Here is a 12,565-nt window from a genome sequence, read left to right as displayed (position 1 = left end):
TCAGACGAGTTCGAATGTAGCGACGCGAGTCGCAGGACCAGTCAGAATCACTGAAGCGTCGGTGACATGTGGCTGACCGTTCTCCCAGCTCAGGACACCGTCCAGATCTACCCACACGCGACCTCCCGGCACGTCAACGATCCACGAGGCCGGCGCTCCCTCACCTCGACGAATAGCCGTTGCAAGGGCCGCCGCACAACATCCCGTGCCACACGCAAGGGTCTCACCAACTCCGCGTTCAAGGACGCGCAGACGAATGTGGCCACTCTGGTCCTCCGGGCCAGTCAGGTCAACGACGGCTTCAAGGTTTGTACCGCGCTCATTCAAAGGCGCATAGGTGGGGCGCATGGCCTCGGGAGCTTCGGACGCATCAGTGGTCGGGAAAATAATGTCCTGGAGTTCCTCTTCGCTCGCAAGCGCGACAACCGTATGCGGGTTCGGCATATCCACGAATATTCCGCGCAGGGCCCTCTCAATGCCCGGGATCGTCACGTCAATGTCGGCCGTTCCACTGGATTGAGCTGGACCCATGTCAACGCGGTACAGAACCTCGGCCTCGTCCCCCTGATCGATAACGCGGACAGTGCGAACTCCCCCTCTGGTGCCCACCTCGATTTCCTCATCGGCCATGAGGCCTTCGCGACGCAGATGATCAACAAAGACGCGGATGCCGTTGCCGCACATTTCCGCGATCGACCCGTCGGAATTGCGGTAGTCCATGAACCAACGACCGTCCTTCATGACGGCACGCATCAGCCCATCAGCGCCGATACCGAACGCAGGTGAGCAGAGACGACGCACCTCTACAGCATCGATATCGTTCGTGTCATCGGCATCTGTGTAGACAACGAAGGAATTCCCGGTGCCGTGGGCTTTCGCAATACGAGTTGAGGGACGTAGAGCAGTCATATCGTTAACGCTAGTGGGTCTGCGCGCCGGCGTAGTAGTCCGCCGTCTTTTGGACGATTTCAAGTGCCCGATCCAGCAGGTCGTTCTTCGAGGTGCCTTCTTCGGCGTCGATCCAGATCACGCGATGGTCAGGGCGCAACCACTTGATCTGACGCCTGGCCAACTGTCTGGTCGCGATAGCGATCGATTCCTTCGCTTCATCAATGGTCATCTGCCCATTGATCACCGCAATTGCCTGGGCATACCCCGTCGCCTTCGACGCCGTCTTCGCATCGCGCAAACCCTGATCGATCAGGGCGCGAGTCTCTTCAATCAGACCGTCATCAAACATCATCTGGGTGCGAAGAACAATGCGTCGATCCAATTCATCGAGGTCACGGCGGATCGCGATCATCACAGACGGCTTCACGAACTCTTTGACCGGCATATGCGACGAATAGGGTTTGCCAGTCAGTTCAATGACTTCGAGGGCACGAATAATACGACGAGCATTGTGCGGATCAATGCGAGAAGCAGACACCGGATCGAGGGCCTCGAGTTTGCCATGAAGCCCCCGACTGCCCAGCGGGCCTTCCGCTTCTTCTTCCAATGCAGAGCGTACTTTCGGATCTGTTCCAGGGAACTCAATATGATCGAGCAACGCACGTTGATAAAGACCCGAACCGCCGGCAACGATCGCAACGCTTCCCTCGCCGTGAATCGTTGCTAGGTCCGCTCGCGCATGCGTCTGATAGTGGGCAACCGACGCTTCCTGACTGATGTCGAGAACATCGAGTTGATAGTGAGGAATCCCGCGACGTTCCTCCAGCGGCGTCTTCGCCGTGCCAACATCCATGCCCCGATACAGCTGAAGTGCATCAGCACTCACGATCTGACCGCCATTTGCTTCCCAGCGTCTGCCCAATTCTTCGGCAAGATCCAGGGCCAAATCAGACTTACCCGACGCTGTCGGTCCAACAACAGCAACAATCAGTTGCGACGGATTCGCTAGAGTCATCGCCTGGCTCTCACAATCCCCCACCTGAACATCAGACGTGGTGCAGCGCGCATCAGCGCTTGGGATTAAAGAATGAGTGTCAGCCATGGGTTCAGTCTAAATGGCACTTCCTATTTCCCGCCGTCTACCAAACCCCGTAAGGTAGCAGTATGAGTGTGACAACAACAGATCCGGTCACCATCGACCGCATTGCACGCGCACTTGAAGACATGGGCGTTTTCCCCTTCATTTCGTCCAAGGATCAAGTTGCTGCTCTGCTTCCAAACCGTACAATCCGATTCATCGTCCCGCCCACGTCTCCAGCACAGGGCGTTGTCGACTACCCCCGCTTCTTCCACCCGTCGCACCAGCAAGCTCTGCTTGAAACAATGCGCACGTTGAACGCTTCAACATACGTGCCGAAGGCGACAACCTACACCACCGAGCAAGGGATGGTCGGTATCCGCCTCTTCCACTGCTTCAACTGGGTAGCTGGAGCGACTCATGAGCAGCTGACAGAAGAGGTCCAGCAGTTCGTGCTCGCATCCATCGCGGTCCAAAACCGTCTTGACCAGATGTACGTTGACCCGTGGACAAAGGAGGCCTCCAATGCCTGAATGGAAGTCATTTTCGATGGGTGACGGCGCCTCACCACTGACCGAGTCACCGATCCAGCACCTGTCCCAGACCGCTACGCCGGCACCGGGTATGGAAGCTGATGAAGCCGCTGAAAAGTGGGGTACCGAGGTTTCTGAGGTCAGCATTGAACGAATTGAAAACGTTGTTGCTGGAGATGGACTGTCCCACGGCTCAAACGAATTCGTTGTTATCACTGAAGTTGAGGGTGCTCGCATCCAGATTCACCGCGAACCAGCAGATTCGCCGTGGATTCAGATCGAAGCACGCATAGAGCTCGACGCTGAGAGAGCAGCTAAGCTCGACATGCCTCGCCTGAACGAACTCACCAATAAGTGGAACGTCGACCATCTTCAGCCGACCACGTTCGCTCTTGAAACTGAAGATAGCAAGGTCGTTATCTTGGCGACCCGTTTCTTCGCTGGCAAGGGGATGTCAGACCGTCAGATCCATGCGATGGTGCGTCGCGGACTGGGAGTGACACTGCAAGCATTGAACGAAATGCCGGCTTTGCTGGCACGCGCGTAAGTCTTGATCAGTGCGCACACGATTGGTGCGCGATTCGCGAAACGAAATAGCAGGTGTGCATCGCTCGTTGAGCGGAGCACACCTGCTATGCGTCTATAGGGAACCGAGCAGTTTCAGTGAGGTCGTCCCACGCGGATCGTCGGAATACCCAACGACACGCGTTCGTCTTCCTCATGAGCTTGGCGACGCTCCCACGCATCGCCTGCGCGCGTACGGCGCATAGTCCATAGACCACCTGTCAGAGCCGAATCTGCGATCAAGTGGTGCGGGGCACCGTGAGTGACGGTAGCGGTCACCATGTCGCCAGGACGTGGCTTATCTGCTTCGCTGATACCCTCCGGCAAAGCAACGTGCACCAAGCGATTATCACGGGCTCGCCCGGTAACGCGCAGTGTTTCACCATCTTTACGACCGTCGCCCTCAGAGATCAGGACCTCAACCGTGGTGCCTTCCAATGCAGCATTATCTTCCGCGCAAATTCGCTCTTGAAGAGCAACGAGGCGCTTGTAGCGTTCCAGTGCGACATCATCGGGAACCTGGTCTTCACGATCGGCAGCTGGCGTACCCGGGCGCGGGGAATAGAGGAACGTGAATGCTGATGAGAATCGAGCCTGTTCGACAACGTCCAGCGTCTGTTGGAAGTCTTCTTCGGTTTCACCGGGGAAGCCAACAATGATGTCTGTCGTAATTGCAGCATCGGGAATCGCGGCGCGGACTCTTTCGAGAATACCCATGAACTTTTCGCGCCTGTACGAGCGTCGCATCTGACGAAGCACCGCATCGGAGCCAGATTGAAGTGGCATATGGAGGCTGGGCATCACGGTGGGAGTTTCAGCCATCGCTGCAATCACATCGTCCGTGAAGGCAGCCGGGTGAGGTGATGTGAAACGTACGCGTTCGAGGCCCTCGATCTGCCCCACTGAGCGAAGGAGAGAGGCGAATGCGCCTCGTTCACCGAAACCGACACCGTATGAATTGACGTTCTGTCCCAGTAACGTCACTTCGATCGCACCTTCTGAGACGACCGCCTGAACTTCGGACAGAATCTCTCCGGGACGACGATCTCGTTCTTTACCGCGCAGATGAGGAACGATGCAGAAGGTGCACGTGTTGTTGCATCCCACGGAGATTGAAACCCACGCAGCGTACGCGGATTCGCGGTGAGTGGGCAGAGTCGACGGGAAGACCTTCAACGATTCTTCAATTTCGACGGCAGCTTTGCGGTTGTGTTCAGCACGCTTCAACAGGGCGGGGAGCACATCAATATTGTGTGTTCCAAACACTGCATCAACCCATGGAGCCTTATCGATAATGCCGTCACGCATCTGTTGCGCAAGACATCCACCGACGGCGATCTGCATGCCCGGACGTTCACGTTTTACCGACGCGAGCTGACCGAGGTTGCCATACAGCTTCGTCGCAGCGTTCTCGCGAACCGAGCAGGTGTTGATAACAACAACGTCGGCACCCATGTCACCGGCATCAGTTGCTCGTGCCTGGGCTGCAGGAACGCGGTCAACCGGGATGAGTCCAGCTTCTTCCAGCAAGCCAGCCATACGCTCAGAATCGTGAACGTTCATCTGGCATCCCAGCGTTTTAATCGCATAGGTGCGCGGAAGAGTTACCTGAGATGCTTCGTCTACATTCGTTTCCATCGCGGACAGTTTAATCATTCCCATCGGTTCGGGTGAAGTGAAGAAGATCGTGGGCAAGGCTGAGAGCTGCACTGACACTCTGGTTGCGTACTGCTTCCCTGTCCCCCATGAAGTGGAAGAGGCGATGGCGCTCAACAGCGCCCATCACGCAGGCGATATGCACGGTTCCGGCAGGGTGAAGTCCCTGCGGCCCAGGACCAGCAACCCCCGTCGTTGCAATGCCAAGGTCTGAACCGGTGAGCTCGCAGACTCCGCGCGCCATTTGAATTGCAACGCGCCGGTCAACGGGACCGAATGACTGTAGCAGGCTGGGATCAACACCCAGGATTTGAGCTTTTAATTCGGTGGCATAGGTGCACACTCCGCCAAGAAGGACAGCTGATGCACCCGGCACATCAACCAATGTGGAGCACAGTTTTCCACCGGTCAGTGATTCAGCAACGCTGACGGTGACATGATTCAGTGAGCATTGTTGAATCAATTCAACTGCTTCTTCTACAGGCATGAGGTTCTTCCACTCAACGCACAGCCGCAAAGCATGGTGTGCTATTCGTTGTCTTCAGCTTCGGCGTAATCAGCAAGCACCTGCGAGACGGCACTTGAGACAACCGAAGGCGAATACCCTTTTCTGCTCAACATACCAACCAGCCGACGATAGGCAACTTGGCGACTGACACTGCCCATTGACCTGCGCTTTCGCAAGGCAAGATCGAATGCCTTGTTCGCTTCATCATCAGGGTTTATCAAAGCAAGTGCTTGCTCAATGTCGGCGCGCGACAGTCCTTTACGTCGTAGTTCTTCAACGAGTGCTCGCCCAGTCTTCCCGCTAAGTTCAAAACGATCATGAACAAGCATGCGAGCAAAAGTAGCATCATCAACCAACCCAACCTGTTGGAGGCGATCAATCACTTCGTTGGCAGTCTCGGTTGAGAAACCTTTTGCGACGATAGCGCTACGCAATTCGCCAGTCGAACGGCTTCGAGAATCAAGCTGTCGAAGAGCAACTTCACGCGCTGCTTCGATCGCTTCAGTGCCCCTCAGAGCAGCATTCTTCTCTTTTAAACGCGCAAGACGCTCTCCGACTGAGGAGCGCGCCTTGCGAGTTCGTTCGAGCTCCGGATGATCTTCAGGATCCAGATAACGAACCATTGTTGTTAGAAACCTGCATCTTCCATCGGATCGATGTCAGGAAGATCTCGGTTTTCGTCTTCGGGCTCAAGTGGTTCACCGATTCCGAGGGCTGCCAGAATTTTGTTTTCAATCTCTGTGGCAAGTTCAGGGTTATCGATCAGGAACTGACGGACGTTTTCTTTGCCCTGTCCAAGCTGATCGTCCCCGTAGGTAAACCAAGATCCCGACTTACGCACGACGCCAGCCTGAACACCCATGTCGATAATCGAACCTTCACGCGAGATGCCCCTGCCGTAGACGATGTCGAATTCGGCCTGCTTGAACGGCGGTGCCATCTTGTTCTTTACGATCTTGGCACGCGTGCGGTTACCGACCGGGGCTCCCGCTTCCTTCAAGGTTTCAATACGACGAACATCAATGCGAACCGATGCGTAGAACTTCAGAGCCTTGCCACCCGTTGTCGTTTCGGGAGAACCGAAGAAGACGCCGATCTTTTCACGTAGCTGGTTAATGAAAATGGCCGTGGTCCCAGTGGCGGAAAGCGCACCCGTGATCTTACGAAGTGCTTGGCTCATCAGGCGAGCCTGAAGACCAACGTGGGAATCGCCCATTTCTCCTTCGATTTCAGCCTTAGGAACGAGGGCTGCAACCGAGTCAATAACAATAATGTCGATGCCACCGGAGCGGATCAGCATATCCGCAATTTCAAGGGCCTGTTCACCGGTGTCGGGTTGAGAAACCAGCAGAGCGTCCGTATCAACACCCAGCGCCTTTGCATATACCGGGTCAAGAGCATGTTCAGCGTCAATGAACGCTGCGTTACCGCCAGCCTTTTGAGCGCTGGCGACAGCGTGGAGAGCAACGGTGGTCTTACCGGAGGATTCGGGTCCGTAGATTTCGATGACGCGACCACGTGGCAAGCCACCGATGCCGAGAGCAACATCCAGAGCAAGCGAACCGGTGGGGATCACCTGTACCGGCGGACGCGAGTCGTCGCCCAAGCGCATGACAGAGCCCTTACCGAATTGCTTATCAATCTGAGAAAGCGCTACTTCGAGCGCCTTGTTGCGGTCATTTCCCTTGGGAGCAGACACGGGTGCATTCTTGCGACCTGCCATGATGTCCTTCTTAAGATCCGAGCCTCACCGGCTGACGATTATTCTGGCCTTTGAAGTGTGATCCCCTCTCCGAGGACACACAATGACGGTATGCCTGACCATGGGCAAACCACATTGCACACCTGCTTACCTGTGGATAAGTGGGAGCAAAATGCGTCATCTACAAGAAATGATAGATGGAACAGGTGTTCTATACCCTCAGGCGACGCGCCGAAAGCTACGAACGAGACCTACGTCGCTCTTTTTGATCCAGTCGATGAATCCACTTCACGGACGGGTCGACACCCGCTTCGTCGACCAACGCATCCCACACTTCCTGAGGAGCGACCCCGCAATCAAGGGCCTCTTCGCACGTTCCACGTAGCGAAGTGAGATAGAGGTCAGACGTGTATGAACGACCGAGCGTCGTCCCAAAGACAGTGTCGACGCCCTCCCAGAATTCAGATACCTTCACGCGTCAGCTAATCAAGGTAACAGGGACAAGGTCGTCCGGAACAGTATCCGGAACAACAACGCCATCTACAACGGCAAGGCGGTCAGAGACTTCACGCAAAACAAACCACAGCGGGACATCGAGGGCCTCGCAAATAGCTTCAAGCAACTCTGACGACGCTTCCTTCTGACCGCGCTCTACCTCTGACAGATATCCCAGCGAAACTTGAGCACCGGCAGAGACCTCTCTGAGCGTGCGCTTTTGACGCTGACGGATACCACGCAGGACGTCGCCAAGCTCAGTCCTCAATAAAGGTGCGGTAGTCAGTGAAGCATTCATAAGAAAAGAGTATCCCCCACCATATAGAAATGCGCGTGCAGACCACGTGATAAGACCAATCAGCCGACTGGATAGCGTAAGAAATGCGGACCTTATCCGCGAAATTTCAACGATAAGACGCGAAAGGCGAAGTGTGTCTCATCATTAAATAAGTTGAGTCACTTTGACTCACCTTGAGGTGAGCTTGTCTTCCAGAGCTTCGCGCCCTCGACAACATAAACCAGGCCAGACCAGACAGTCATCAACAACGCCAGGCCTGCGACAACCCAACCGAAGATCAGCATTCCGTGGGTCAGCGAAGCATATGCGGGCCACGAGGCACCCAGAGACTGCCAGGGAATCAGAAGCAACCAGATCGCGAAAATCTGCAGAACCGTCTTCAGCTTGCCACCCTTATTTGCCGACACAACAATGTCACGTCGCAACAAAACTGCACGCAAAGCGGTAATACCAAGCTCGCGAATAGCAATCAGAATCGTCACCCACCACGGCAACAATCCAGCAATCGAAAGCATGATGAATGCACCCAACGTAAGTGCCTTATCCGCAATCGGATCCATCAAACGACCGAAGTCTGTGATGAGATTCGCCGAACGCGCAATATGCCCATCGAGCTGATCTGTTGTGGCGGCAACCATGAAGACTAAAACAGCCCACCAGCGTGCAACAGGGGCCTCAAGGAACATCAGCCAGATGAATACCGGGACCAGAACCAGACGGAAAACGGTCAGGGCATTGGGCACGTTCCATGAAGAAACATGGTGTTCATGATCAACACGAGAAACATTACTTCCCATAACAAACCCCTTTTTACCTTAGCGACCGGTCAGTTGCCAAGCGTCCTCATCATCTTCGGGCTCTTCATCTACCCATTGTGGTGCATTCCCGCCAAAATCATGTCCTGAATATGGGTCCGGTGCCGACATAGCACCATCGACCACACCAGTGCGCGCATCTGTGCTAGGAACGCCATCATCAGTTGACGTGGCCGCGTCACCCATGGAAGGCACAACCTCGGCTGCTTCATCTAGCGTCTCTGCTTCGCCTCGTAGCATGGCGAGGACCTGAGGCAACTGCTCGGGCGCAACCAGCACCTGGCGCGCCTTCGACCCTTCGGATGGGCCGACGATTTCGCGTGACTCGAGCAGGTCCATCAGGCGACCTGCTCTGGCAAAACCGACACGCAACTTACGCTGAAGCATCGACGTCGAACCCAGCTGCGAGGAAACAACTAGCTCGGCTGCCTGCAACAGATCATCGAGGTCATCGCCAATATCCTCGGCGACCTTGACCTTCTTCGCCGGCGCAACCACATCCTCGCGGTACGTGGGTTGCATCTGCGACTTCACGTGCGCGACAACCTTGTGAATCTCCGACTCGCTGACCCACGCGCCCTGGACGCGCAACGGCTTCGAAGCGCCGGCAGGAAGGTAGAGAGCATCGCCCTGACCAATCAGCTTCTCAGCACCCGGCTGGTCGAGAATCGTGCGAGAGTCAGTCAGGGACGAGGTAGCAAACGCCAAACGCGAGGGGATATTCGCCTTAATCAAGCCGGTCACAACGTCAACAGACGGACGTTGCGTCGCCAGCACCAAGTGGATGCCAGCGGCACGCGCCAGCTGAGTGATGCGCTGAATCGAGGCTTCAACATCGCGCGGAGCGACCATCATCATGTCGGCGAGCTCATCAACCACAACCAGCAAATACGGGTACGGGTGAAGCGTGCGTTGCAGGCCGGGCTTTGCCTGAACCTGACCAGACGCTACAGCCTTATTGAAATCGTCAATGTGCTTAAAGCCATACTCAGCCAAATCATCGTAACGCGCATCCATTTCGCGCACGACCCATTCGAGAGCCTCGGCGGCCTTCTTCGGATCGGTGATAATCGGCGAAATCAGGTGCGGAATGCCTTCGTAAATCGTCAGTTCCACGCGCTTGGGATCAACCAGGATCATGCGCACCTGCTGAGGCGTCGCACGCATCATGATCGACGTAATCATCGAATTCACGAAGCTCGACTTACCGGAACCCGTCTGGCCAGCGACCAGCATGTGAGGAGTCTTTGCGAGGTTCGTGACAACGTACCCGCCTTCGACATCCTTACCCACGCCGACAACCAGCGGATGCTGGTTGCGCATGGCAGCGCCGGAACGCAACACGTCACCCAGTGCCACGTTTTCGCGGTCAGCGTTCGGAATTTCAATGCCAATCGCGGACTTTCCAGGAATCGGAGCAAGGATACGCACGTCAGCTGAAGCCACCGCATACGCGATGTTCTTCGTCAGGTTCATCAGTTTGTCAACCTTGACGCCGGCGCCAAGAACGACTTCGTAGCGCGTCACTGTCGGACCTCGTGAAAAACCGGTGACCTTCGCATCAATGTTGAAGTCAGCGAACACCTGCATCAGCGCATTGACAACCTGATCATTGACCTCGGAGCGCGTCTTGTGCGGCGGGCCGGCAACAAGAAGATTGGCCTGGGGAAGCGTGTACGTGATTGCATCATCCAGGTTTGGCTGGAAACCGGGCTGAGCGGGAGGATCGGTGATCGGCGGAGCAGGAATACTTGTCGCTCCCCCATGCACATCGACTTCGGAGGTCGCTATATCAGCGGTCAGCTCATCGATGCCAGCAGTCGCATCAGACAGGGAAATCACCTGAGTTGGTATGTCCTGCGGATCGGGGGAAGGCTCAGCCTTCTTCGCAAACCGAGACTTGCGCGCCGGCTTATCAACATACTTTTCCGCATTCGCATCCTGTTCAAGGACAACCGTCGGGTCATCGCTGATCTGTGGGGAACGGAACGACTCATCACCGTCATATTGTTCAAGGAAAGGATCATCGCCGGCAGCAAGATCTTCGCGCGCACGACGCCTGCGTTCGCGTGCGCGTTCTTCATCGCTCATTTCTTCATCGCCACCGCGGTGGGTCAGCGAACGGAAGAAGGAAGCGAGAGCAGCCGGAGCATCGGCAACACGCGTACGAGTTGCCAGCAAGATCGAGTAAATGCCCAAAAGAATGAGGATTCCGCCAGCCCCCCACCCTGATAGCAGAAGTGTCAGTGGGCGCGCGATAAACCAGCCGATAATGCCACCGGCCGATTCAATAGCTGCTAGGTCATCGAATGCCGGATTTCCTTGACTGATATGCACCAAACCGGTCAGGGCAACCGTCAACCCGATACCACCTGCAGTGTGGTGTGGCACAGCGTGGTTTCCCGAGCGCGCACGGAAGAGTTCTACGGCTTGTGCGACAAGTGCCAGTGGGACAACGACAGAGAATAGACCGACGAGGCCGGCTGCCCCGTGGTGCAATACATCCCCAGCCTGGCCGGAAATGTGGAACCACTCGCGTAGGGCGACAACGATCGCTAGCGCAAGAAGTACAAACGCAAGGCCGTCGCGCTTTACTTGCACATCAGCTGCAATGAACGCGCGAACCATCGAGGCAATGCCACGCCCGATTGCTGAGAAGAACGAGGCGAGGAGCCCCGGCTTCTCCGTTATCTCGGGTTGAGCCTGCTTCTGATTCGACGTGCGCTGGCGCGACTTGGCGTTCGAGCCATTTCGGGCAGATGGGTTGCTTTTAGCCATGATGATCAAAACGCTACCCGTAGACCTGGCGAATCGTGATCGGCGCGCCGTTAAAGCGCAGTCTCACGCGGATCTCACACTCATGACACGTCTGCGAATAGAGGAAAGAGACGCACGTGCAGTCTTTACAGCGCCGCGAGGCTCTCGACTGTTCCTGTTTCTATGACGATATCAATCTGTTCGCGTGAGGGAACAGGAAGAGCAGATTCGTGAGAGAGCGCAATCGCGGCAGCCGCGTTCGCGATACGACATGCTTCCGCAACGTCTTTGCCGGCGATCAGAGTGGCGCACATTGTCGCGATGTGTGTATCACCGACACCAGCGGTGTCGACGACATGCGTCTCGTAGGCGGGGATCGTAACGGGTTCATCAGTCTGTGTGCGTTGCAATTCGCACCCCGACGCGCCCGTGCGACGAACCAGCGCAGCTTCGGGTCGCATCAGGTGACGCACTCCCGTGCCGGGCTCAAAAGAGTCGAGGATCGACGCTAAGGTGTTCGATTCACGGACATTCATTGTCACGACGTCAGCACGATGCAACAGCTGGCGCCATAGTTCAACGGGAACTTGCTCAACTGCCGGGGAAACAGCCACAACAAGAGTGACAGATGACGGCAGGGCTGCAGCCCATCCCGCAAGGACCTTCGCAGAATGAGGATTCGTCAAGTCAGAGGCAGCAATATGGATCAAGTCGCCAGGGGTAAGAACAAGAGAGTCCAACGCTGTACGCGACGGCTCTGACTCAACACCGGACGTCACAATCGAGGTCATCGACCCATCGGGTTCGATCAACTGCATTGCGACGCCGATGTCACCCACCAGTTCTGGAATAAGAACCTCAACTCCAGCTTCAACGAGCTGGCGACGAACAGTGAACGAGTTCGGTCCAGTGCCTAACGGGGAAGCCAGCGCAGCCGGGATACCGAGAGCTGCCACCGCGGATAGGGTTGTAAAACCACCCCCGGGACGCGAGCTAGAAGCATCGGCATGGATGGAAGCGCCACGAACCGGTGAATGTGAAATGTGCATCGGAAGAACAAGCACCACCGAGTGGGTTGAGATAAAACGACCTGTCATTTCTTCCACGCTTCTTCGAGTTTGAGGCTCTTCGTTGAGGTTGCTGACACCAGAGTACGCGATAGGGAGGCCCTCAAACGCTCGCGCGGTAAAGAGGGGTTAAGTAGCAAAAAGTGTGTCTGAGCTCAGACGTTCTTGCTGCTCAGGTTAGCTAAATCGGGTCTATATATG

The 12,565-nt window shown here is 55.9% G+C and carries 13 protein-coding genes; 2 read left to right on the top strand and 11 right to left on the bottom strand.

Features of this window, described 5'->3' with window-relative positions:
* Entirely contained in the window at positions 1-909 is a 909-nt protein-coding gene (dapF, locus tag QP109_RS05200; protein WP_285023780.1) for a diaminopimelate epimerase, read from the bottom strand.
* A gap of 10 nt (positions 910-919) precedes the next feature.
* Positions 920-1,906: a tRNA (adenosine(37)-N6)-dimethylallyltransferase MiaA gene (gene miaA, locus QP109_RS05195; RefSeq protein ID WP_285023876.1), complete on the bottom strand. Its 987-nt coding sequence runs from the start codon at positions 1,904-1,906 to the stop codon at positions 920-922.
* 149 nt (positions 1,907-2,055) lie between these two features.
* On the opposite strand from miaA, the gene QP109_RS05190 reads away from it, so the two are divergent.
* Both QP109_RS05190 and QP109_RS05185 read left to right on the top strand, forming a co-directional pair.
* Positions 2,056-2,502, top strand: coding sequence for a YbjN domain-containing protein (locus tag QP109_RS05190; protein ID WP_285023777.1), 447 nt, complete (start codon positions 2,056-2,058; stop codon positions 2,500-2,502).
* Entirely contained in the window at positions 2,495-3,049 is a 555-nt protein-coding gene (locus tag QP109_RS05185; protein WP_285023775.1) for a type III secretion system chaperone family protein, read from the top strand. Before QP109_RS05190 ends, QP109_RS05185 begins: the two co-directional genes overlap by 8 nt.
* A 113-nt stretch (positions 3,050-3,162) precedes the next feature.
* On the opposite strand, the gene miaB is transcribed toward QP109_RS05185, so the two are convergent.
* The 9 genes from miaB to QP109_RS05140 all read right to left on the bottom strand — a co-directional run bounded on the left by miaB (position 3,163) and on the right by QP109_RS05140 (position 12,394).
* Positions 3,163-4,704: a tRNA (N6-isopentenyl adenosine(37)-C2)-methylthiotransferase MiaB gene (gene miaB, locus QP109_RS05180; RefSeq protein WP_285023773.1), complete on the bottom strand. Its 1,542-nt coding sequence runs from the start codon at positions 4,702-4,704 to the stop codon at positions 3,163-3,165.
* Positions 4,705-4,714: 10 nt separating this feature from the next.
* Complete coding sequence (locus tag QP109_RS05175; protein WP_285023771.1) at positions 4,715-5,209, bottom strand: CinA family protein; 495 nt, start codon at positions 5,207-5,209, stop codon at positions 4,715-4,717.
* A 41-nt stretch (positions 5,210-5,250) separates the two neighbouring features.
* Positions 5,251-5,853, bottom strand: a complete 603-nt coding sequence (locus QP109_RS05170) for a regulatory protein RecX (RefSeq protein WP_101627321.1) — start codon at positions 5,851-5,853, stop codon at positions 5,251-5,253.
* Between the two features lie 5 nt (positions 5,854-5,858).
* Positions 5,859-6,953, bottom strand: coding sequence for a recombinase RecA (recA, locus tag QP109_RS05165; RefSeq protein WP_285023768.1), 1,095 nt, complete (start codon positions 6,951-6,953; stop codon positions 5,859-5,861).
* Positions 6,954-7,170: 217 nt separating this feature from the next.
* Positions 7,171-7,407, bottom strand: coding sequence for a DUF3046 domain-containing protein (locus tag QP109_RS05160; protein ID WP_285023766.1), 237 nt, complete (start codon positions 7,405-7,407; stop codon positions 7,171-7,173).
* A 3-nt stretch (positions 7,408-7,410) separates the two neighbouring features.
* Positions 7,411-7,725 (bottom strand): helix-turn-helix domain-containing protein, encoded by a 315-nt coding sequence (locus QP109_RS05155; RefSeq protein WP_006681714.1) that lies wholly within the window; start codon positions 7,723-7,725, stop codon positions 7,411-7,413.
* Between the two features lie 158 nt (positions 7,726-7,883).
* Positions 7,884-8,522, bottom strand: coding sequence for a CDP-diacylglycerol--glycerol-3-phosphate 3-phosphatidyltransferase (gene pgsA / locus QP109_RS05150; protein WP_285023764.1), 639 nt, complete (start codon positions 8,520-8,522; stop codon positions 7,884-7,886).
* An 18-nt stretch (positions 8,523-8,540) separates the two neighbouring features.
* Complete coding sequence (locus QP109_RS05145; protein WP_285023763.1) at positions 8,541-11,318, bottom strand: FtsK/SpoIIIE family DNA translocase; 2,778 nt, start codon at positions 11,316-11,318, stop codon at positions 8,541-8,543.
* 125 nt (positions 11,319-11,443) lie between these two features.
* Positions 11,444-12,394, bottom strand: coding sequence for a PfkB family carbohydrate kinase (locus tag QP109_RS05140; RefSeq protein ID WP_285023761.1), 951 nt, complete (start codon positions 12,392-12,394; stop codon positions 11,444-11,446).
* Positions 12,395-12,565 lie beyond the last annotated feature (171 nt).

It is taken from the genome of Pauljensenia sp. UMB9872 (assembly GCF_030212665.1).
GTDB lineage: Bacteria > Actinomycetota > Actinomycetes > Actinomycetales > Actinomycetaceae > Pauljensenia > Pauljensenia turicensis_B.
This window is presented reverse-complemented; position numbering and strand designations above follow the sequence as displayed.